The sequence below is a fragment of the Stagnimonas sp. FW305-C-60 genome (assembly GCF_058782965.1).
In genome coordinates this window covers 1,161,366-1,183,656 of the sequence record NZ_JBYSYF010000001.1, presented here as the reverse complement: position 1 = coordinate 1,183,656, position 22,291 = coordinate 1,161,366, and the positions used below count along the sequence as shown (strand labels likewise).

The 22,291-nt window shown below is 66.9% G+C and carries 17 protein-coding genes; 4 read left to right on the top strand and 13 right to left on the bottom strand.

Annotation, left to right across the window (positions count from 1 at the left end; genetic code table 11):
* Positions 1–261: 261 nt before the first annotated feature.
* A complete protein-coding gene (gene arr / locus AC3WT6_RS05375) occupies positions 262–714 on the top strand; it encodes an NAD(+)--rifampin ADP-ribosyltransferase (RefSeq protein WP_492652530.1) in 453 nt (150 codons plus the stop codon).
* 157 nt (positions 715–871) lie between these two features.
* Here the strand turns inward: arr and AC3WT6_RS05370 are convergent, their stop codons facing one another.
* The 5 genes from AC3WT6_RS05370 to AC3WT6_RS05350 all read right to left on the bottom strand — a co-directional run bounded on the left by AC3WT6_RS05370 (position 872) and on the right by AC3WT6_RS05350 (position 9,876).
* Positions 872–2,086, bottom strand: coding sequence for an NADH:flavin oxidoreductase (locus AC3WT6_RS05370; RefSeq protein ID WP_492652529.1), 1,215 nt, complete (start codon positions 2,084–2,086; stop codon positions 872–874).
* Positions 2,087–2,209: 123 nt separating this feature from the next.
* Positions 2,210–2,974, bottom strand: a complete 765-nt coding sequence (locus AC3WT6_RS05365) for an SDR family NAD(P)-dependent oxidoreductase (protein WP_492652528.1) — start codon at positions 2,972–2,974, stop codon at positions 2,210–2,212.
* Positions 2,975–2,993: 19 nt separating this feature from the next.
* On the bottom strand, positions 2,994–5,318 hold the full coding sequence (locus AC3WT6_RS05360) for a TonB-dependent receptor (protein ID WP_492652527.1): 2,325 nt from the start codon (positions 5,316–5,318) through the stop codon (positions 2,994–2,996).
* Between the two features lie 386 nt (positions 5,319–5,704).
* Entirely contained in the window at positions 5,705–8,791 is a 3,087-nt protein-coding gene (locus AC3WT6_RS05355) for an efflux RND transporter permease subunit (RefSeq protein WP_492652526.1), read from the bottom strand.
* The gene (locus AC3WT6_RS05350; RefSeq protein ID WP_492652525.1) at positions 8,788–9,876 is read right to left on the bottom strand and encodes an efflux RND transporter periplasmic adaptor subunit; all 1,089 of its coding nucleotides are present in this window, start codon (positions 9,874–9,876) and stop codon (positions 8,788–8,790) included. Before AC3WT6_RS05350 ends, AC3WT6_RS05355 begins: the two co-directional genes overlap by 4 nt.
* Positions 9,877–9,979: 103 nt before the next feature.
* On the opposite strand from AC3WT6_RS05350, the gene AC3WT6_RS05345 reads away from it, so the two are divergent.
* A complete protein-coding gene (locus AC3WT6_RS05345; protein WP_492652524.1) occupies positions 9,980–10,621 on the top strand; it encodes an acyl-CoA-like ligand-binding transcription factor in 642 nt (213 codons plus the stop codon).
* A gap of 156 nt (positions 10,622–10,777) precedes the next feature.
* On the opposite strand, the gene AC3WT6_RS05340 is transcribed toward AC3WT6_RS05345, so the two are convergent.
* The 3 genes from AC3WT6_RS05340 to AC3WT6_RS05330 all read right to left on the bottom strand — a co-directional run bounded on the left by AC3WT6_RS05340 (position 10,778) and on the right by AC3WT6_RS05330 (position 15,493).
* Positions 10,778–12,499, bottom strand: coding sequence for an FAD-dependent oxidoreductase (locus tag AC3WT6_RS05340; protein ID WP_492652523.1), 1,722 nt, complete (start codon positions 12,497–12,499; stop codon positions 10,778–10,780).
* Between the two features lie 115 nt (positions 12,500–12,614).
* Positions 12,615–13,808, bottom strand: a complete 1,194-nt coding sequence (locus AC3WT6_RS05335) for an acyl-CoA dehydrogenase family protein (RefSeq protein ID WP_492652522.1) — start codon at positions 13,806–13,808, stop codon at positions 12,615–12,617.
* Positions 13,809–13,930: 122 nt separating this feature from the next.
* Positions 13,931–15,493, bottom strand: coding sequence for a cellulase family glycosylhydrolase (locus tag AC3WT6_RS05330; RefSeq protein WP_492652521.1), 1,563 nt, complete (start codon positions 15,491–15,493; stop codon positions 13,931–13,933).
* Positions 15,494–15,706: 213 nt separating this feature from the next.
* On the opposite strand from AC3WT6_RS05330, the gene AC3WT6_RS05325 reads away from it, so the two are divergent.
* Positions 15,707–16,789 (top strand): 3-ketosteroid-9-alpha-monooxygenase, oxygenase component, encoded by a 1,083-nt coding sequence (locus AC3WT6_RS05325; protein WP_492652520.1) that lies wholly within the window; start codon positions 15,707–15,709, stop codon positions 16,787–16,789.
* A 41-nt stretch (positions 16,790–16,830) separates the two neighbouring features.
* On the opposite strand, the gene AC3WT6_RS05320 is transcribed toward AC3WT6_RS05325, so the two are convergent.
* The 5 genes from AC3WT6_RS05320 to AC3WT6_RS05300 all read right to left on the bottom strand — a co-directional run bounded on the left by AC3WT6_RS05320 (position 16,831) and on the right by AC3WT6_RS05300 (position 20,724).
* Complete coding sequence (locus AC3WT6_RS05320) at positions 16,831–17,076, bottom strand: DUF3565 domain-containing protein (RefSeq protein WP_492652519.1); 246 nt, start codon at positions 17,074–17,076, stop codon at positions 16,831–16,833.
* Positions 17,077–17,109: 33 nt separating this feature from the next.
* Positions 17,110–18,480: a WS/DGAT/MGAT family O-acyltransferase gene (locus tag AC3WT6_RS05315; RefSeq protein WP_492652518.1), complete on the bottom strand. Its 1,371-nt coding sequence runs from the start codon at positions 18,478–18,480 to the stop codon at positions 17,110–17,112.
* A gap of 94 nt (positions 18,481–18,574) precedes the next feature.
* Positions 18,575–19,831, bottom strand: coding sequence for an MFS transporter (locus AC3WT6_RS05310; RefSeq protein ID WP_492652517.1), 1,257 nt, complete (start codon positions 19,829–19,831; stop codon positions 18,575–18,577).
* A 54-nt stretch (positions 19,832–19,885) separates the two neighbouring features.
* Positions 19,886–20,338, bottom strand: a complete 453-nt coding sequence (locus tag AC3WT6_RS05305; RefSeq protein ID WP_492652516.1) for a nuclear transport factor 2 family protein — start codon at positions 20,336–20,338, stop codon at positions 19,886–19,888.
* The gene (locus AC3WT6_RS05300; protein ID WP_492652515.1) at positions 20,335–20,724 is read right to left on the bottom strand and encodes a steroid Delta-isomerase; all 390 of its coding nucleotides are present in this window, start codon (positions 20,722–20,724) and stop codon (positions 20,335–20,337) included. Before AC3WT6_RS05300 ends, AC3WT6_RS05305 begins: the two co-directional genes overlap by 4 nt.
* A 308-nt stretch (positions 20,725–21,032) precedes the next feature.
* Here AC3WT6_RS05300 and AC3WT6_RS05295 point away from each other — a divergent pair, with 308 nt between their 5' ends.
* A complete protein-coding gene (locus AC3WT6_RS05295; protein WP_492652514.1) occupies positions 21,033–22,157 on the top strand; it encodes a helix-turn-helix transcriptional regulator in 1,125 nt (374 codons plus the stop codon).
* The last annotated feature ends 134 nt before the right edge of the window (positions 22,158–22,291 follow it).

Here is a 22,291-nt window from a genome sequence, read left to right as displayed (position 1 = left end):
CCTGTACCCGGACCAGATCAGCCCCCCCAAGGGGCAGGTCAGCAGTAGCGCCGATGCAGAGAACTGGGCTACGGTGAACTCCTGCGCAACAAACGCCCCGGACGACCTGTTGTTTGGGAGAGGTCGCCGAACGATCGCGAGCGAAATCATGCCATTGCGACCTTCCATCCACGCCCGGACGAACAGTTGCTATGCGGACTCCCGTCCGTCTATTGGCTGTTGCGCAGCAAAGTCCATTCCCTAAGCACAAGGAGTCGACGAATGTCGAATGCTTGGATTCCCGTCTCGCATGAAAATTGCCGGGAGGTGCAAGGACCGTTCTATCACGGCACTAAAGCCAGTTTGGCGATTGGCGACCTGTTGACTACCGGACACCTGTCCCATCATGAAAGTGGCCGCGTACTTCAGCACGTCTACTTTTCCGCCTTGATGGAGCCTGCCATATGGGGGGCGGAACTTGCGATGTCGCTGTCCGGCTTGGATGGTCGCGGCTACATATACATCGTAGAGCCAACTGGGCCGTTCGAGGACGATCCGAATCTTACAAACAAGAGGTTTCCCGGAAACCCAACAAGGTCTTATCGCACAAGCAGCCCGCTAAGAATTGCTGGGATAGTCCAGGACTGGCAGGGCCATCCGGCTGATGTGCTACAGCAAATGCTGGAGTCTTTGGCAGACTTAAGGAGTCGCGGCCTTGCCATCATTGAGGACTAGCGATTTGCTGCCTAAAGGTTCATTCAAGCCGACGCCGCTTCGCGGCGCGGCCCAACTCAGGCGTTAGCGAGGTAGCCCGGATGCAATCCGGGATTGCAGCCCGCGAGGAACCACCCCGGATTGCATCCGGGCTACTCGGCTTTGTAGCGGCCCGCTTCTAAGCAGCCGCCGGCGTCTGGTTGAGCTTCACATCGCTGGGCGGATGCAGCACGCAGCGGGTGCCGCCGGGGGTGTACATGCTCACCACGCATTCGTTGCAGGCGGTGCAGCCCGAGACCGTGGCGGTGCCGTCGCGGAACTGGTTGACCAGATTGGGCTCGTGGATCAGCGCGCGGCCCATCACCACGGCGTTGAAGCCGTCACCCATCACCTGCCGCACGCCGGCCATGGATTTCGCACCACCGAGATAGGCGAGCGGCATCTTCACCGCGGCGCGCACCTTCAGCGAGTGCTCGCGCAGGTACAGCTCGTGGAAAGGCACCTTCGGCTCCCAGAGCTTCATCAGCCGCGTGGCCATGCGCACCACCGGGTTGTCGATCACGTCGGTGGCGGCCTTGGGCATGTTGCTGCCGAAGATCGCCCAGGGCGATTCCACATTCATGCCGCCGCTGAGTACCAAGAGATGCGCGCCTTCGCGCTCCAGCGCCTGCGCGACCTGCACGGCGTCCTCGGCGGTGGCGCCGCCCTTGAAGCCCTCGGTGACGCAGATCTTGCAAGTGACCGCCAGCCGCTCGCCCACGGCATCGAGCACGCGGCGCAGCACCCGCGCCGGATAGCGCACGCGCTCGGCGGCGGTCTTGCCGCCCCATTGGTCCTTGCGCTTGTTGTAGCTGGGCGAGATGAACTGGCTGAGCAGATAGCCGTGGCCCATGTGGATCTCGACCGCGTCAAAGCCGGCGCGCTCGGCGCGCAGCGCGGCCTGCACGAACTCCTCGGCGACGCGTTCGAGATCGGCCTCGGTCATCGCCGACTTGAAGAACTGCCCGCTGATCGAGCCCGGTGGATTGAAACCGCCGGAGGCGCTGATCGGCCGCCCCGAGGACTGCTTCACGAAGGTGAAGCAGCCGCCGTGAGTGATCTGCGCGCAGGCGGCACCACCCTCGCGGTGCACCGCGTCGGTGAGCGCGCGCAGGTGCTTGAGGCTGGGTTCGTCGAGCGTCACTTGATCGTCGAAGGTGCGGCCATCGGCGCTGATCGCGCAGTAGGCCACCGTGGTCATTGCGGCACCGCCAGCGGCCATGCGCCGGTGATGCTCGACCAGGGCCTTGGAGGGCACGCCGCCCTTGGCCATGCCCTCGTTGGTGGCGGACTTGATGAAGCGGTTGCGCAGCTTCAGGGGGCCGATCTGTAGCGTGGTGAAGGCGGTGCTCATGGTTTTCCTAGTTTTTCCCTGCCATCCATGGCGCGACGGTGCACTCCGTACCCGCCCCCTGCCCGGCCATCCATGGCCGGGCGTTCGGCACCGCCGCGAGCAGTGCTCGCAAGCCGCGGTGCCTCACCCAAGAAACGCCTGGCCGCCATCGACGCCGATGCTCTGGCCGTTGATGTAGCGGCAGTCCTCGGTGCAGAGATTGGCGACGAAGCGGCCGATGTCGGCCTCGCAGGAACCAACCCGCTGCATCGGCACGGTGGCGACGAAGGCGGCGGCCTCTTCCGGCCGCGCCGCGCTCCAGCCGGCCATCGCCGGCGAGTCGGCCAGCGGCAGGATGCAGTTGGTGCGGATGCCGTCCTTGGCCCATTCGCAGGCGGCGGCGCGGCTGAGTTGGCGGATCGCCTCCTTCACCGCCGCGTAGGCGCCGTAGCCGGCGGCGTCCCAGCGGTAGGCGGCCGAGGAGGCGAGGTTGATGATGTTGCCGTCGCCGCCCTTCTTCAGATGCGGATAGGCCAGCCGCATGAGCCGGAAGGTCGCCAGCGGGCCGGACTCCCAGCCCGCCGCGAACGCCGCCTCGCTCAAGCCGTTGAGCGTGCCCAGCGGCACCTCCTGCGCACAGTTGACCAGGATGTCGAGGCCGCCGAAGTGCTGCACGGTCTCGCCGACCATGCGCTCCAGCGAGCTGGCCTCCTTGATCTCGCATTCCAGCGCCAGCGCCCGGCTGCCGCGCTGCTGGATTTCCGCCGCCGTGGTTTGCAGCTTGGACAGGGTGCGGCCGGTCACCGCGACCAGCGCGCCCTCCGCAGCCAGGGCGTAGGCAATGCCCTGCCCCACGCCCTGCCCGGCACCGGTCACCAGTGCGATCTTGCCCTTGAGTCTTTGCTTCATGCCGGAGGATTCCTGTTGGTTACCAGCGCAAGGTCGCGGTCGCGCCGAAGGTGCGCGGGTCCAAAAAGTACGAAGGCGTGAGATTGCCGAAGCCGGGGCCGAAGTCGATGAAGTTCACCGGTTCGTCCTCGTCCAGGGCATTGCGCACCCACAGCGCCAGCTCGCCGCTGGCGGTCTTGCCCAGCTTCAGCTTGCCCAGCGCAAGGCGGCCATTGAGCAGGCCATGGGCGCTGACCTTGGTGTCGCCGGCCACCGGCGCCGCCGTGTTGGTGGCGGCGAGCTGGTAGGGGTAGGTGTAGTAGGAGCTGGTGTAGGCGTAATCGACCAGCGCGCGCAGTTCACCGAAGGACAGCCGCGCCAGTTGCGCGTCGGCCACCAGGTTGAAGGTGTTCTGCGGCGCATGGACGAGGGCGCGATTGTCGGCTTGGTTGCTGTCCAGACCCGAGACCGGATCGCGGTCGATGAACTCGTCGTACTTGCCGTGCAGCCAGGCGTAGTTGGCCTGCAGGCGCAGCGCCTTGATCGGTTGTACAACCGCCTCCAGCTCCAGACCCTGGATGGTTGCCTGGCCAGCATTGCGGATCACCGAGGCCGCCGCGCCCGAGGCGGTGAACACCGACACCTGATAGTCGTCGAGCTTGTTGTGGAAGATCGCCGCATTCAGCTGCGCTCGGCCACCGGCAAAGCTGCTCTTGGCACCGAGCTCGAAGGACTTCAGCTTTTCCGGCTTGAACGGGGTCTTGGTCTCATTGATGTTCTCGGCTTGAACCACCGGGAACGGGCGCGTGAAGTCGGAATTGCTGAACTCGCCATTGAAGCCGCCGCTCTTGAAGCCCTCGGCGTAGCGGATGTAGGTGCTGAGCTGCTCGTTGAACTTCCAGCTGGCGCTGAGCGTGGGCGTGAAGGCGTCGAAGGTTTTCTCGGCCGCCGTGCCTTCCGGGATGAAATAGAGGAACGGCGCCGGTGCGGCACCGGCAACGCCGAAGGTACGGGTGAGCCCCTTCTTCTCGGAGGTATAGCGCAGACCGGCGCTCAGGCGCAGCGGCTCCAGTACCTGGTAGTCCAGCTGGCCGTAGACCGCGCTGGCATTGGTGCGGGTGCCATAGCGTGAGTCGTAGTTGGCGCCGCCGAAGAAGTAGGACTGCGGGTTATTGGTATCGCCGTCGTCGCGGTAGTAGTACAAGCCGCCGACGTAGTTGAACGCGCCGCGCTGGCCCACCCACTGCAGCTCCTGTGAGGCCTGGTCGAAGGTGGTCATGCGCTCGGTCTGAGCGATGGCCAGCGAAGAGCCGTCGTAGTCGCCGCCATCGTTGTTGACCAGCTGCCGGTAGGCGCTGATCGACTTCAGCGTGTCGTTGGCACCCAGCTTGTAGCTGAGTGTCGCCGAGCCACCCTTGACGATCACCTTCTGGTACTGCGGCCCGTTAACTGCTGCGGTTTCCTGCCGCTCGGTAGAGGCCGAAGCGGAGAGGGCACCAAACAGGAAGGCGCCGCCCGGCGCCGCCGGATCGAAGGCGCCAGTCGGCCGCAAGCGATAGAGCTGGCTGAAGGTGCCGTTCTGGTTGATCGCCGAGCGGTCGTAGCGCAGCGCTGCCTGGAAATCCTTGCTGAAGTCGATGTCGGCGGCAAAGCGAAAACCGTTGTTGTGGCGGTCGTTCATCTCCGTCACCGAACTGCCCGGCTGGGTTTCGACCCAGCCATCGCGCTGCTCGGAGCGCGCCGCGAAGGACAGCTTGGCGATGCCGAAGGCGGGCAGATCCACCGAGGCCTTGCGCACCCAGGCGCCGTAGTTGCCGACATCGGTGCTGACTTCACCGCCCCACTCGCCGGTCGGCGGACGGGTCACCAGATTGATGGCACCGCCGATGGTGTTGCGGCCATAGAGCGTGCCCTGCGGGCCACGCAGCACTTCCACCCTTTGCAGGTCGACGACGTCAAACACCGTGCCCTGCGACTTGCCGAGATACACACCGTCGATATAGATGCCCACCGCCGGGTCCCAGTAGATCGCCGGATTGATCTCGGAGTTTCCGCGGATGGCGATCTGCGAAATGCTGTCGTTGGAGGGCGAGCGGCTCACTTGCAGACCCGGCGCCAGCGCGCTGAGGTCGGCGACGTTCTCGATGCCGCGCGCCTGCAACTGCGCCTTGTTCATCGCGGTGATGGCGATCGGCACGTCCTGCAATTTCTCCTCGCGCTTCTGGGCGGTGACGGTGACCGTCTCCAGCACCGTGGAACCGGAGGAATCTGGCGCGGCTTCTTTGGGGGTTTGAGCCTGGGCGGGGCCACACAGGGCCGAGAGGGCGCTCAGGGACAGCAACACAAGGCGGGGCTTGCGACGCATTCATCTACTCCTTTGCACGTGGTACCGCTGTTTTGTCTGGCTATCGCTGGCGTATAGCTCGAGTCGCACGATAGGCAGCGCGCCGGGGGCCTTCGTCGTCCGCATGGATTAGGGCTCGCCTGGCGGCTCGCGAAGTCCGCCCACGCCCGGTTCGCCATGCCGGGTCGCAGCCCGCTTTTGCCTGCGTTAGGGTCCGCTGGCCCGAGAGTCTTCAGGCAAGACCTGGCCGAGGCCTCAGATGAGGCAAGCATCACCGCCTCGGCCAGCGGCCAGCGCCCAGCTCCATGCCATTGCCCGCCGCCGAAGTCGGCCGCGCAGGGCCGTCAGTCGCTTGCCAGACTCATCCCGCGGCGCGCCGTGGTTGATCGGGTTGGCGCCGCGGCTGTTTAGGTCATCCGCTCTTTACTGCTCTCTGCCGAAGCCCGACCCCCAAACATCCGCAGCAGCCGCTGTTTGAAGTCATCCACCATCTCGAACACCACCGGCACCACCAGCAGGCTGAGCACGGTGGAAGTGATGAGGCCGCCGATCACCACCACGGCCATCGGCGAGCGGAAGCTGCGATCGCCCTCCAGACCAATCGCGATGGGAGTCATGCCGGCGGCCATCGCAACGGTGGTCATGATGATCGGACGGGCGCGCTTGTGGCAGGCGTCGATCAGGGCTTCGGTGCGGTTCATGCCCAGGTCGCGGCGGGCCATGATCGCGTACTCCACCAGCAGGATGGAGTTCTTGGTGACGATGCCGATCAGCATCAGCAGGCCGATCAGCGCCGCCATCGACAGGCTCATGTCGAATACCCACAACAGCCCCAGCGCGCCGCCGACAGCCAGTGGCAGGGCGGTGAGCACGGTGAGAGGCTGACCGAAGTCGCCGAACAGCAACACCATGACCGCGTACACGCAGAAGATGCCGGCCAGCATCGCCAGCAGGAAGCCGGCCTGCATGTCCTGCATGTTCTCCAGTTCGCCGGCGACCACCGGCCAGACGCCCGCCGGCAGATTCTTGAGCGCGGGCAGTTCGTAGGCTTCCTTCACCACATCGCCCATCGGCCGGCCTTGCAGGTCCACCGAGACGCGCGCGTTGCGGTAACGGTCGTAGCGGTCGATCTGCGCGGGGCCGTCGGCGACCCGGATGTCGGCGATGTTGCCGAGCGGCACGGCGGCGCCGTTGGCACCGTGTACGCGCAATTGCGCGATGCTGTCCGGGTCCTGCCGCGCAGCAGGGTCGAGCTGCACGCGCACGTAGACCTGCCGGTCCGGCAGATTGAGGCGCGGCAGGTTGAAGTCGAAGTCGCCGGTGGTCGCCACCCGCACGGTCTGGGCGATGGCGGCGGAGGTGATGCCGAGCGAGGCGGCGTGCGCAAAATCGGGGCGGATGACGATCTCCGGCCGCGCCAGGCTGGTGGAACTGTTCACCGCGCCGATGCCCTGCAACTGCCGCAGGTCGGACTCGACGGCGCGGGCCGTCTTCTGCAGCAGCTCCGGGTCGTTGGAGGAGAAGGCCAGGTTCAGCTTCTCGCCCGGCGCGCCCTGGCCCATGCTGATGCGCACACCCGGCACCACGGCGAGTGCGCGGCGGACGGCGTCTTCCATCTCTGGCCGCGAACGCGCGCGGCTGGCATGGGGTTTGAGCTTGGCCATGAGCTGCGCATTGCGCACCGCGCCGGGCAGCATGTCGCGCTGATCACCGCCGACGATGGGCACGCCGATGGCGGCGTAGACCTGCTCGATCTCCGGTTGCTCGGCGAGCACGGCACGCGCCCGCTCGGCGAGGGCCCGGGTGTCTTCCAGTGTGTTCCCGGGCGGGCCTTGCAGGGTCACCATCAGGGTCGAGATGTTCTTCGGCGCGATGAAGTCGGAGGACAGCAGGCTGATCAGGAAGACCGAGCCGGCGAAGAACGCGGCGGCGGCAGCCGAGGTGACGAAGGGGCGTTCCAGGCACCAGCGCACGCAAGCGAGGTAGCCACGCATCGCCGGGCCGTCGGTTTCCTCGTGCTTGGGCGGCTTGAGCAGGTAGGCCGCCATCATCGGCGTCAGCAGGCGCGCCACCAGCAGCGAGAACATCACCGCCACCGAGGCGGTCCAGCCGAACTGCTGGAAAAAGGCGCCAGTGAGTCCGCCGACGAAGGCGGTGGGCAGGAACACCGCCACCAGGGTCAGCGAGGTGGCGACCACCGCGAGGCCGATCTCGTCGGCGGCATCGCGCGCCGCCACCAGCGGCGTCTTGCCCATGCGCAGGTGGCGCATGATGTTCTCGACCTCGACGATGGCGTCGTCGACCAGGATGCCGATCACCAGGGTCAGCGCCAGCAGGGTGATGAGGTTGAGGTTGTAACCGAGCACCGCCATGACCAGGAACGTCGGGATGATCGACAGCGGCAGGGCGACTGCCGAGACCAGCGTGGCGCGCCAGTCGCGCAGGAACAGCCAGACCACCAGCACGGCGAGGATCGCGCCCTCGTACATCGCCCGCATCGAGGATTCGTAATCGGCCTCGCTGGCATCGACGATGTTGGCGACCTCGATGATCTCGATGCGCGGGTCGGCGCGCATCAGCTCCTGCACCGCCGCACGCACGCCACGCGATACCGTGACCTCGTCATGGCTGCGACCACGCAGCACCTGGAAGCCCACCACCGGTTGGCCGTCGAGCAGGGTCAGCTCGCGCGCCTCGCTCGGGGTGTCGAGTACGCGGGCGACATCGCCAAGACGGATGCGGCGGCCATCGGCCAGCGGCAGCGAGAGCTGCGCCAGCTCCTCGGCGCTGGCCACCGTGCCCTGCAGCCGTACCGATTGCTCACGTCCGCCCAGGTCGCCGCGGCCGCCCGGGGCCTCTTGCTGCATGCTGCGCAACTGGCTGCTGATCTCACCGGCGGTGACCCGCAGGGCCTGCAGGCGCACCGGGTCCAGCTCGATGCGTACCTCGCGCTGGCTGCCGCCCTGCGGCGTGATCTGCGCCACGCCACGCACCGACAGCAGCTTCTTGGTGATTACGTCCTCGACCAGCCAGGAGAGGTCGGCCGCGTCCAGGCCCGGCGCGCGCACCGCGAAGGTGAGCACCGGCATGCCCGAGGCCTGCACGCGGGTCACCACCGGCTCTTCGAGATCGGCCGGCAAGGTGGCGCGGATGCGGTCGATGGCGTCACGCACGTCGAGCATCGCTTGCTGCGAACCGGTCTCGAAGTCGAACTCGACCACCATCGTCACCGCGCCATCGGTGATGCGGCTGGTGACGTGGTTGAGGCCGGCGATGCTGGCGACCGAGTCCTCGATGGGCCGCGCGATCTCGTTCTCCAGCTGACTGGGCGGCGCGCCTGGTAGGCGCGCTTCGACCATCACGGTGGGGAAGTCGATGTCGGGAAAGCCCTGGATGCCGAGGCCGCGAAATGCGATCAGCCCCGCGACGGTGAGCATCACGAACAGCAGGATCGAGGGCGTCGGGCTGCGAATGGCCCAGGCGGAGAAGTTCACCGCGCGGGCGCCTCGCCGACCACCTGAACCAGATCGCCGACGCTGAGCATGGCGCCGCCGGATTGCACGAAGCGGTCGGCCAGATCGAGCGCGCCGAGAATCTCGATGACCGCGCCGTTGCGGCGGCCGGTCTGCACCTTCAGCTCCTGCGCGCGGTTCTGCACGTCCACCTTCATCAGATAGCTGTTGCCATCGCGGCGCACCAGGGCCGACTCCGGCAGCGTCAGCGCCTCGCGACCCGGCAACAGGAACTGCCCGGAGAGATACATGCCGGCCGCCAATCCGCTGCGGGCCGGCAGATCAACGTAGACCAGGCCATTGCGGGTACCGGTATTGACCATCGGCGAGAGCTGCCGCACTCGGCCGGTGATGGCCGCGCCATCGAGGGTCTGGATCTGCACCTCGATGCCGGGCGCCAACTTCGACAGCGCAACCGCCGGCACCTCGGCACGCCACTCCAGACGGTTTTGCTTGATGAGCCGGAACAGCTCGCCACCAACCATGCTGACCGCGCCGACGGTGGCGATGCGCGCCGAGATCACGCCGTCGTCCGGCGCCAGCACGCGGGCATAGCGCAGCTTCAGCGCCTGGGCGTCGCGCTGGGCCTTGGCAGACGTCACCGCCGCCGCCGCCGCGGCGGCCTGGGTGTGCAGACCCTGGATCGCCTGCTGCGAAAACACGCCGCTGCCCTGCATGCGCTCGGCGCGCTCGACGTCGGCGTGGGCCTGGGCCGCGCGCGCCTCGGCCTCGGCAACCATGGCCTCGAAGCGGGCAAGATCGGCGCGCAGCAGGTCTTCGTTGTAGCGGGCCAGCAACTGGCCCTTGCTCACTGCGTCGCCGACATTGACCAGCACCGCATCGAGGCGCAGACCGCCGATCTCGGTGCCGATGCTCGCCTCCTGCCAAGGCGCAACCTCGCCGCTGGCGGTCATCCGGTCCGGCAGGGTCTCGCGCCGCGGCGAGACCAGTTCCACGCTGAGAGCGGGGCTGACCTCGGCGGGGGCTTCCTCGTTACGCTGGCATCCTGAAGACAACACCAGGAGCAGCAGGCCGGACAGCCCGACCGCCATTTGCACTCGCCTCACGTCAAACTCCCCTCGCGGTCTCGATCATGGCCCGGCCCGCACGGGGTGACTGCGCAGTGCCGGTCTTGTTGAGATACTCTGTATCAACTGAGACAAAGTATCAATGTCAGAACCCGATCATTCCCACCCCGGTCCGCTGCGCGAGCGCAACAAGCAGCGCATCCGCCATGAGATCGCCGATGCGGCGATGAACCTCGCCATTGCGCGCGGGCTTGGCCAGTTCACCGCCGACGACATCGCCGCCGTGGCCCAGGTGGGGCGCGCGACCTTCTTCCGCTACTTCGACTCCAAGGAGTCGGCGGTGGTGGTCGGTTTCTACGAGCGCAAGCTCAAGGAGCTGGTCGACACCCTGGGCACCGCGCCGCCGAAGCTGGGACCGGTGGATGCGCTGATCTGGAGCTTCCGCAAGCTGGGCGCCGATTTCGACCGGCAGAGCAAGCTGCTGCGCCTGCTGGCGCAGATGCTGCTGACCTCGCCGAGCCTGCGCGCCAAGGCGCTGGACTACCAGAGCAGCTACGAGCAGGCGATCGCCACCGCGCTCGCCGGGCGCTATGGCGCGCTGTCGCCCGACGACCTGCGTCCGCGCTGGCTGGCAGCCTCGACGCTGGCGGTCAGCACCGCCTGCGTCTATCACTGGAGCGCCGATGAAAGCGCGCACAACCTGCCCGACCTGGTCGTCGCCGCGCTGCAACAGTTGAAGGCCGGGTTCGATACCACGACGACGGCGAAGACGCGGCGCCGTTAGGCCGGACCAATGCCGGCCGGCGGGACGACGGCAGGCTGGGCACCGGCGTTGACGGCGGCGTCGGCACCTCGGCGCCCCAGGGGGCATGAATGCCCGACCTTGAGCAGATCGACGAACTGACCGGGCCGGTTGAAGGCAGCGGCTATGCGCGCTGGCTCAGGCCGCCGCGCCCGCCACCGCCATGTCACGCGCCGCGATGTAGCCGAAGGTCATCGCCGGGCCAAGCGTGGAGCCGGCACCGGCGTAGGTCTTGCCCATCACCGCCGCCGAGCAGTTGCCGATGGCGTAGAGGCCGGCGATGACGCTGCCATCCTCGCGCAGCACCCGCGCGCGCTCGTCGCACCAGAGGCCGCCCTTGGTGCCGATCTCGCCCGGGTAGAGGGCGATGGCGTAGAACGGGCCGGTGTCGACCGGCCCCAGGCAGGAGTTGGGGCCGACGGTCGGATCGCTGTAGTAGCGGTCGATGCTGGTGTCGCCCTTGCCGAACTCGGGGTCCTTGCCGGCCTTGGCGTACTCGCCGATCTTGCGCGTGGTTTCCTTCAGGCCGGCGGCATCGACGCCGATCTTGGCGGCCAGCGCCTCAATGCTGTCGGCACGGAAGTAGACCTTGTCCAGCCAGTCCTTGGGCAGCGCCGAGTCCGGCTGGATCTGGCTGGGCAGGAACAGGCCGGCCGGGTACTTCTTGCGGAAGTTGGCATCGAACACGAACCAGGCCGGCACGCAGCCGTTGCCCTGGGCGTCGTCCCGGTACATGGCGGTCACCACGTCCGGATAGGCGGCGGCCTCGTTGACGAAGCGCTTGCCCTTCTTGTTGACGATCACGCAACCGGGCGCGCAGCGCTCGACGAACAGCGTGGTCTGCGAGCTGGCGCCGGGGACGTGGACGGTGGGCGAACCCCAGACCAGATCCATGAAACCGAGCTTGGCGCCCAGCGCCAGCCCAGCGCGGATGCCGTCGCCGTTGTTGATGCGCGGCGCGCCGGTCCAGTTGGCGTTGGTGGGATGCGGCAGGTACTGCTCGCGCATCTGCTGGTTGTTCTCGAAACCGCCGGAAGCCAGCACCACGCCGCGCTTGGCACGCAGGCGCAGGGTCTTGCCGGCCTGCTTCACGACGACGCCGACCACCCGACCGTTCTCCTCGATCAGGCCATCCATGCTCGACTCCAGCCACAGCGGCACGTCCTGCTTCTGCAGGGCATGCCGCAGGTGGGCGATCAGCGCCTGGCCCAGGGTCAGCCGACGATCGCGCTTGGTCTTCAGGCGCCAGCCGAGATCCAGCCAGTAGCGCAGCATCATCTTCAACACGATGCCGAACCAGCCCTTGCCCTTGGTGAACAGCACATGGGCCTCGACCTGGTTCATCGCCATGCGCCCCATCACCTGGGTGCCGGCGAAGGCCGGACGCAGGCGGTCGAACTCGGCGCCGAGCAGCGCGGCGTTGAACTCCACCGGCTCCATCGAGCGGTAGCCGTCCTTGCCGCCTGGCTTGCTCGGGTAGTAGTCGGGATAGAGCTTCACCCCGCGGAAGACCACGCCGAACTTCTTGGCCAGATGGCGCACCATCTCCGGCGCGCTCTTGAGATAGGCCTCGATGCGCGACTCCGGCACCTCGCCCTCGGTGAGCAGCTTCACGTAGCCCAGCGCCTCGGCGTAGGAGTCGCTGCCGCCGTTCTTGGCGATGTCGTCATTGCAGGGGATCCAGATACCGCCGCCGGACACCGCCGTGGTGCCGCCGTAGACGGATTCCTTCTCCAGCACCACCGCCGACAGCCCCTCGCCCTTGGCGCACAGCGCGGCGGTCATGCCGCCGGCGCCGGAGCCGATCACGATGACGTCGAACTGCTGGTCCCAGTTGCCGCTGCCTGTGCTGCCGTCCATGAGATGCCCTCGCCAATATCTGACCCTCCCCCGCGGACGGGGGAGGGTTGGGTGAGGGCGGTGGACGCCCCCCTCCTAGCCTCCCCCCGCAAGCAGGGGGAGGAACGGTTCCGAGTTAGATGAAGAAGTCAGTGTTCTCGCGGCCCAGCAGGAAGCCGCCGAAGTTGCGGCCGAACTGCTCAGGGTTGTTCGCGTAGTGGCCGCGCGCCGCCATGATGTCGGTCATGTAACGGTAGAGCGGAAAGTCAGTGAAGATGCCGCGACCGCCGCAGACCGAAAACAGCTGGTAGGCGTGCTTGGCGCAACGCTCCACCGTCTGCGAAGCCTGGTGGCGGAACAGCAGGCGCTGCTGAATGTCGTCGAGCGGCTGCTTGTTGCGGATCTTGGTCTGCAAGACGCTGAAGTTGCGGTTGAGCACCAGCTTCATCTCGTCGATGGCGGTGGCGGTCTCGGCGGCGGCCAGCTGCGCCGGCGCCTGCTCGGAGGTCTTGTTGCCCATGTCGCCGACCCGCACCTTGGCGAAGTCCAGGAAGGTGTCGAGCGCACCCTGCAGGCCACCGATGGCGGCGGTGGACACCGCGCGCACGAAGATCTGGCCGAACGGCAGCTTGTAGAGATCGGCAGTGAAGGTGTCACGGCCCGGGTTGGTGCCCATGAAGCCGTCGCTGGCCTTGTGGGTACGGTACTCGGGCACGAACACGTCCTTGACCACGATGTCCTTGGAGCCGGTGCCCTTGAGGCCCATCACATGCCAGGTGTCGATCACCTCGAAGTCGCTGCGCGGCAGCAGGAAGGTGCGGTATTCCGGCGGCTGGCCGGGCGTAAAGATCAGGCCGCCCAGGAACACCCACTGGCAATGGTCGATGCCGCTGGAAAAGCCCCAGCGGCCGCTGAACTTGAAACCGCCCTCGACCGGCGTCACCTGGCCCTTGGGCATGTAGGTGGAGGCGATCAGGGTGGAAGTGTCCTTGCCGAACACGTCCTGCGCGGCGCGCGGGTCGAACAGCGCGATCTGCCAGTTGTGCACGCCGATCACGCCGTAGATCCAGGCGGTGGACATGCAGCCCTCGGCCAGCGCCATCTGCACGTCGTAGAACACCTGCGGGTCCATCTCGTAGCCGCCGTAGAGCTTGGGCTTGAGCACGTCGAACAGGCCGGCGGCCTGCATCTCGGCGATGGTCTCCTCCGGCACCTTGCGGTCGGTTTCGGTCTTGACCGCGCGCTCCTTGAGCTTGGGGATCAGTTCACGCGCGCGCTGCACCAGCAGCTCGGGCGTCACGGTGGCAAGTTTGGTGGCGGCTTGGGACACGGGGAAACTCCTCCAGGTTTGGCCGGTGTCGGGATGGAACCGGCCAGGCTAATTTCTTCGGTCGACGTTTTCGCTGATCGGGCCTGGGCCGTCATCGTCCGAAGTGACGACCCATCTCACGGCTACAGTGGGCTCAGGCGCAGCAGTACCTCGCCGTCGCAGCTGAGGTTCTGCAACAAGAGCCTGTTGGCACCCGCCTCCGACACTACGCGCGCGCCGCTCAACTCGATGCGGTAGCCCTTGGGGTAGTGCAGCTTGGGCACATGGATCTCGGTGGGCGCCGAGGCCGGCGCCGCTTGGTAGCGGTACAGGAACTCGCCGGTGTCGGTATCGAACGACAGTTCCAGCGGCGTGCCGGCGGTGGCCTGCGGATAGGCGCGTTCCAGGTAGCGCAGCTTGTCGAGTTTCACCGTGCTCAGATCGGTATCGTCGGCAAACAGGCTCTGCGCGCTGCTGCCCTGCGATTCGGTAGTGGGGTCGTTGAAGTTCTTGTACTGCCAGTACTGCCAGCCGATCAGGCGCTCATCGGCCTCGGCGGTGACATCGGCAATCACCTGCAAATCGTCAGTGGCACCGAACTCGGTGAGCAGTTCCACCGCCTGCATCTTGTCGGCCTGGGCGCGCGCCTCGGCGAAGGTGGCGTTACCGAAGCTGTCGCAGGTGTCCTCCAGGCCCACCGGCAGCGCGTCGAGCAAGCCCAGTTGCAGGGCATTGCCGAGGGTGTTGAGCGGGCAGTAGTAGTGGAAGGAATAACCCAGCTGGCTCTCGCCGGGGATCGCCTCGAAGCCACTGGCGGGAGCGCCGGTGCTGATCATCGGCTGCGGCTCGAACCAGACCAGGTTGTGCGGATCGACGCTGCGGATGCCGGCCCTCGCGTGCTCGTAGAAGGGCTGCAACTCGTCGCGCTCGTGGCTCTCGCAGCCCAGGATCGGAATCAGGCAGGTGGGGTATTCCAGGCCCGCCCAGGGCTCGTTGAGCAGGTCATAGCCCATCGAGTAGGGCTGGTCCTTCCATTTGCTGGCGACCGCGATCCAGGCGTCGCGGAAACCGTCACGGATCGGGCCCGACCAAGGCTGATCCGGGGCCCAGAGATTGTCGAAGGCCTGCGACAGCTGCGGCGTGAAGTAGTTGAAGGGAAAGCCGAAGGTGGGCGCACCCAGCAGGGTGGTAAGGCTGCCCTTGAGCGGCTCCACCGCCCAGTCCGGCAGGCCCTCGCCCTGGTAGGCATGGCCGAGCAGATCCTGATGGAAGTCGAACAGCATCCAGATCTTCTGCGCCGCCAGCAGCTGCACGATGCGATCCCAAGCCGCCAGGTAGTCGGCCCTCACCTCGCCCGCCGCGTCTGGCGAAACCCCAGCCCAGAGCGTGCCGATGCGGGCGCTGTTGAAGCCGTGCTCGGCCAGCCAGGCGGCATCCGCCGCCATGAAGCCTTCAGGCGCATCCGGCGGCACGAAGGGGTCGAGCTTCCACACCGCGTTGACGCCGTGCAGCAGCACCACCCGCTGGTGCTCGTCGACCAGCCAGCGACCACGCCGCTGCAGGCGCGGCGTCGCAGCCGGCGCCGGCGCGGTGCAGGCGGCCTGCTCGGGCACCGGTGTCGACGTGGGGGGGCTGCTGTCCCTGGAACAGGCCGACAGCAGCAACAGGGGCAGCAGGGCGCACAGGGCGCGACGGCCGTTCGACATCGAGTTCTCCTCCTGCGGAAACGCTTTTTTCTCGTTATGGCCGGCACGCTGAGCCAGCGTCTGCGTTGGCGCCTCCCCCTTACAGACGAGCAGGCGCCGGGTCGCGCCGCTCAGGGACGGCTGTCATTCCATGTTCACTCAAACGGGTGATGCGGCAGCCTGCGCCGCTGCCAAGACTGCCGCGAAAACTTAAAGACATTGCGGGAGCAGCGCATGGCAACGACAAAAGACTACGGCCTCGGCGAATTCACCTTCCCGCGCGGCTGGTTCATGATCGCCGAATCGGCCAAGGTCACCAGCACGCCCCAGGGTGTGCGCTTCTTCGGCCAGGACTTCGCGCTGTATCGCGGCAAGCAGAGCGGCAAGGTGTATCTGCTCGACGCCTACTGCCCGCACATGGGCACGCACCTCGCCAAGAACAGCACCTCCTATGTGGCGCAGGACGGCGCGGTGGAGGGCGACTCGATCCGCTGCCCCTACCACGCCTGGCGCTTCGGCCCCGACGGCAAGTGCAATCACATTCCCTACTCGAAAGGCCCGATCCCGCCGCAGGCGCGGGTGAAGTCCTGGCAGGTCGAGGAGCGCATGGGCGCGGTGTTCGTCTGGCACGACCCGGAGGGCCTGGAGCCCGACTACGATGTGCCGACCATCCCGGTCTGCGAGGATCCGTCCTGGGTACCGCTGGCCTTCGATGACCTCGGCGTGGTCGGCAGCCACACCCAGGAGATCGTCGACAACATCACCGACGTCGCCCACTTCGGCCCGGTGCATGGCTCGCTCACCAAGTATTTCGAGAACGAGTTCAAGGGCCATGTCGCCACCCAGCGCATGGGCGGCGGCCACCGCACCCTGACCACCGCCGACGGCCCGCTGCTGGTGACCGAGGCGGTCTACACCGGCCCCAGCGTGCTCATCACCAAGATGAGCGGCACCCACGATTCCTACATCTACATCGCCCACACGCCGGTGGACGACGGCAGCGCCTATGTCTGGCACGGCCTGATGGTGAAGAGCCCGACCGGCCAGGCCAAGTACAGCGAAGAAGACGTTGGCATCGCCCGCCAGTACCAGGCCATGGCGCTCGCCGCCTTCGCGCAGGACTTCGAGGTGTGGAAGTACAAGAAGCCCTGCATCAAGGGTCTGTTCGTGCAGGGCGACGGCGCCTTCTTGAAGCAGCGCGCCTGGTACAAGCAGTTCTACAACCCGCGCGCGCAGCGCGAGGAGCTGCTGAAGAACGTCGAGGGCGTATGGCTCGCCAACGGCATGCCGGGCATGCCGCAGGAGCAGGCGGCTTAGCCGAAGCCTCGCAGGGCGCTGATTTCCCTCCGCGCCCTCGATCAGGCAGGCCGCGCCCGGTCCAGGGGCGCGGCCTCGGCGCACTTCACGCAGTAGAGCGTCTGGCCTAGTGCCTGCGCTCGCCCGGCGGCGGTGCTCACCCAGGGGCGACTCTGCCAGGGTGGATTGTGGCGGACATGCTGGTCGTGCCCGCATTTCAGTTCCGCCACCCAATGCCGCTCCTCGTCCTGGTGGAAGCCGACGATGTGGCGTGGCAGTCCGCGTGACGGCGGCGGCTTGATCGGCATGCTCTGCTTTCCAGTGCCTTGGCCGAGCGCCGCTCAGGCCGCCGCGATCTCCAGCGCATCCAACTCATCGGCCAGGTGATCGAGCAGACGCTGCATGCCGGGCAGGGTTTTGCGGCAGCCGATGAGGCCGAAGTCGATGCTGTCGTAGCGGCTGATCAGGGTGATGTTGAGCGCCAGCCCGCTGATGGCCACGGATACCGGATACAAGCCGCTCAGCTCGCAGCCCTGCCAGTACATCGGCTGCTTGGGCCCCTGCACATGCGAGATCACCACGTTGACGGCGGTGGTGTGGCCAAGGCCGAACAGGAAGTTGGCGGCGCCCGGCAGCAGCACCGCCGCCTCGTAGGCCAGCAGCTGCACCGGCTTCAACTTGCGCATGCGCGCCTTGTTGTAGTCCATGCAGTGCTTCACCGCTTGCATGCGCTGGCCGGCGTCCGGCAGGTGGCTGGCCAGGCTGGTGAGCGCGAAGGCGATCTCGTTGCCGGTCTCGCCATCGTCGCGGCGCAGCGACACCGGCACCGCGGCGATCAGCGGCCGGTCCGGCAGCTCGTTGAGCTCGGCCAGATAGCGTCGCAGGGCGCCGCCACACATCGCCAGCACCACGTCGTTGACGGTGGCGCCGAATACCCGCGCAATCTGCTTGACCCGCGCGGCGGAATACGACTGCGCAACGAAGCGCCGCGAGCCGCTGATCGGCTGGTTGAGGATGCAGCGCGGCGCCTGCAGGCCGTGCACGAAGTCCGGGTGATGGGCGCGCAGATCGTGCCAGGCTTCGCCCAGCACCCCGGCCAGCTGCGGCAGGGCATGGCGGCCTTCGCCGATCAGGCCGCGCAGCGCCTTGAGACCGCCCACCGAGGCCTGCGGCACCGGCAGGCCAGACAGCCGGCTCTTGCGCGTGGGCACCTCCCAGGGCGGCGGCATCTGCATCGAGGCGGCGCGATCGGTCGACATCGACTTCAGCATCAGCCGCATGCCGGCGACGCCATCGACCAGCGCGTGGTGAATCTTTGAATAGGTGGCGATGCGGCCGTCTTCCAGGCCCTCGATCAGATAGGTGCGCCAGAGCGGATAGGCGCGGTCGAGATGCGCGCTGTGCACGCGCGAGACCATCGCCAGCAGCTCGCGGATGCGCCCCGGCTTGGGCAGGGCCAGGTGCACGAAGTGGTGGGCGAGATCGAACTCGGCGTCTTCTTCCCAGAACTTCAGGCCGAAGCGGCTGACCAGGCGCCGATTGAACGGCGAAGCGGCCTGGGTCGATTGCCGCAGCCGCCCGGCCAGGTCGGCGACGAAACTGTCCGGCGCGTCGTGCGGCGGGTGGTATAGCGCCAGCGCGCCCACATGCAAGGGCTGATTGCGCTGTTCGAACAACAGGAACAGCAGGTCCAGGGGCATGAGTGGCTTCATGAGCACGGCTCCGCGGATGTGCACGGCGATTGTGCCGCCGCGACTCCGGGGTCGCCAATGCCGGCCAGACGCAGCCGGCCGGCCGGGCAGGCGATCAAGCCGCCTTGCCCGGCGCGCGGATCAGCAGGGTCATCACCCCCGCCGCCAGCGCCACGCCCAGGAACACCGTGAACGGCTGGCTGTAACCACCGCTGCGGTCATAGGCGACGCCGACATAGCTGATGGCACCCAGGCTGCAGACCATGTTGATCGGATTCATCAGGCCCATGACGGTGCCGAAGGAGCGCGGGCCGAAGCGCTCGGCGATGATCGCCGCCCACACCGGCAACTCGCCGCCCAGCGCGAAACCGGCGAGACCACAGATGATCAGCAGCCAGCGGAAGTCCGGCTGCACGATCAGGGTCACCAGCTCCAGCAGGGTGAACGCCACCACCGCGAGCAGCAGCCAGCGCTTGTCGACGCGCTCGGCCAGGGCGCCAAACAGCAGCTTGCCGAGGATGGAGCAGACCGAGAGGCTGGACACCAGCAGCGCCGCCTTCTTGGCGTCGATGCCGGCATCGGTGGCATAGGGCACCAGCGAGGCCAGCACCGATTGAGTCACCGCGAAGGTGAGCCCCACCGAGAGCCCGATGCACCAGAAATCACGCTGCCGCAACAGCCCTGCAGCGGTCCATTCCGGCGCGACCTGGACGGCGATGACCGGGCCGTCTTCCTTGGGCTGGAGCGCACCATCGGGCAACAGGCCCAGATCCTGGGGGCGGTCGCGCACCACCCACAGCGCCAGCGCGCCGACGACGACCACGATCAGGCCGGCCTGGATCATCAGGGCCTGACGCCAGCCGAAGGTCTCGATGTTGTAGGCGATCAGCGGCACCAGCAGGGTGCCACCCACCGAGGTGCCGACCGCCACCAGGCCCAGCGCGCGGCCACGGCGGCGCTCGAACCAGCGGGCGGCCAGCGTGTTGGCGGTGAGCGGGCCGATCATCGCGGCCCCCGAGGCCAGCACCAGCAACACCGCCAGCGCCATCCAGCCCAGGCTGGGCGCGAGAGCGACCGCGACCAGGCCGGCGGCCATCCAGAACGCGCCGAACAGCATCACGCCACGCGCGGAGCGGCGGTCCAGTAGCCGGCCGATCAGCGGCGCCGACAGGCCCATGCCGACGATGAACAGGGCCAGCCCACGGTTGGCATCGCCACGCGAGATGCCGAATTCCTGCTCCAAGGGCTTCACGAAAAGGCCGAAGGCGTAGGTGGTGCTGCCGATGGCGAACATCTCGCCGACGAACACCGCCAGCACCAGCCACCAGCCGTAGTAGAGGCCGGGCACGGCTTGCGATGGATTCCTGCTCATTCGGCAACTCCTCGCACGCTGGTGGGCACCGCCATGTTTATGAGACGAGCGCGGCTAGCGCTGGAGCGCCTTCTTCATCCACTCCGGCATGTTGTGCTCGTAGCTCTTGCGCTCGACGCGCTCGCTGATGCGCCAGCCCTGCGCGGTGCGCCGGTAGCGGTCGAGATACCAGAGGCCGAGGAACATGGTGTCGGTGCCGCCTTCCGGCGTCGGCACCACCATCGGGTTGAAGCAGGCGACCTTGCCGCTGGCCTCGTCGCCCTGCACTTCAAACAAGGTGTTGCCGATGAAGTGCATGTAGCCGGGGAAGTGCTGCAAGGCCTGCGGTAGCCAGGCCTTGATCGTCGGGTAGTCGCCCTTGATGCCGCCCATCGCGGTGTAGTCGATGTGCGCGTCCGCGGTGAACACCGCGTCGAGCTGTCCGAACTCGCGCTCGTCGATGGCATAGGCATAGCGGGTGACCAGGCGCAGCAGCTCGGCCTGGTCGGACAGCTCCTGCAGGTTCACGCGGGAGCCTTCAGCAGGACCATATCGCTCTTGCCCCAGAAGGCGCGCATCGAGGTGAACTTGCCTTCCTCGTTGAAGGTCATCACGTCGATCACCTGGATGATCGCCTCGCCGGTGGGCATGTTCAGCTGCACGTCGAAAGCCATCGCCGCCGAATTGCCGTGCGAAGCGCGGATCGGTGCGGCCAGCTTGAGCTTGGCGCCAGTGGCGACTGCCATCTTGTAGAAGGCGGCGACCTCGGCCTTGCCGTTCTTCAGCGGGCTGCCGACCGGATCTTCCACGGTGGCGTCGTCGGCGTAGAGCGCGGCGATGGCGTCGGGATCGGCGCGGTTGAAGCAGTCGATATAGGCCTGCATGGCCGCCTTCATGACTTGTTCGCTGGGCATTACGGGTCTCCTCCCGCCAGCCACCGGATTGCGGCTGTTAGCCTGGCGATGTTCCGCTCTGAACTAGTCGCCAGAATCGTCCGGACGGGTGATTGGGCCGATGTTTTTCTTGACGCGGAGGGTGCTCAGGGCATATTGATAAGCCGTTCTCAAAATTGATTCCGGCGGATGCGTCCGCCGGAACAGCCATGCCCGCACCAGGGCCATAGCAAGAGGAGAGTCAGGCTATGCCGTCGCCAGCCAAAGTCACCAACATCCAGGTCGCGGCCCGGAAGATGGCCCCTGTCAGCAATGCAACGGAGCCCGCCGTGAGCCTCGATGACTACGACCGCCTGTTGGCCGCGCTGTATCAGGGCGCGCTGGAGTCGCCGCCCTGGCAGGGCGCGCTGCAACTGCTGCGCGACCAGCTCAAATCCGGCCACGTCACCCTGATGCTGCGTCCGCCCTCGCCGGAAAGCACCGGCGTGATGATCAACACCGGCGCGGTGACTCAGCAGGGCGTGGATTCCTACGAGACCCACTTCTTCGCGCTCGACCCCTTCGTGCGCCTGTCGGAAGGCCAGGTGGTCACCGCCGAAGAGCTGATCGGCAAGCAGTGGCTGCAGAGCACGGTGTATCAGGAATATCTGAAGCCACTCGACGTGCGCCATCTGCTCGGCGCCGACATCTACACCAAGGACGGCATCGAGTGCCGCCTGCGCATCACCCGTGGCCACGACGCCGCGCCGTTCTCGGAAGCCGACAAGAACCTGGTCAAGCGCCTGCTGCCGCACCTCAAGCGCTCGATCCAGATCCACGCGCAGCTCGATTTTCTCGAATGCGAGCGCGCCCTGTTTGCCGGTGCGGTCAACCGCCTGCTGCTGGGCATGGTCAGCTTCGACCAGAACGGCGCGATCATCGAGACCAACCCCGAAGCCCGCCGTATCCTCAGCGAGAAGGACGGCATCTGGCTCGCCGGCAACAACCTCTGCCTCGACAACAGCCAGGAGAGCCGCGATCTGCAGCGCCTGCTGCGTCAGGCCTTAAGTGGCGCCAGCATCAATGACGAAGGCCCGGGCATGGTCGAAGCCATGGCCGTCACCCGCCCGTCCGGCCGCGCCAAGCTCGGCGTGCTGGTGAAGGCGGTGCCGATGGGCCAGTTCTCCGAGAGCAAGCAGCGGCCGGCGGTGGTGGTGTTCCTACGCGATCCCGAATCCAACGCCGCCCAGCCTTCACAGGAATTGGTGCGCCGCCTGTTCGGTCTCACCCGCATGGAAGCCCAGCTGGCACTGCTGCTTACCGAGGGTCTGACCCTCGACGAGGCGGCGGAAAAGATGAACGTGCGCCGCAACACCGCCCGCACCCATCTGCGCTCGATCTTCTGCAAAACCGGCGTGACCCGGCAGACCATGCTGGTGCGCTTGCTCCTCAACAGCGTGATTTCGCTGGGCTGAGGCGCCGTGCCTATGGCGGCGAGGCCGCGCCGTTGAACGCCATTGACCATGCATGGGCCAATGCCCATGCGCCATCCCAAGTCCCCCTCCCCCTTGCGGGAAGGGGAACTCGGGTGGCCCAGAGGAAGAAAAAC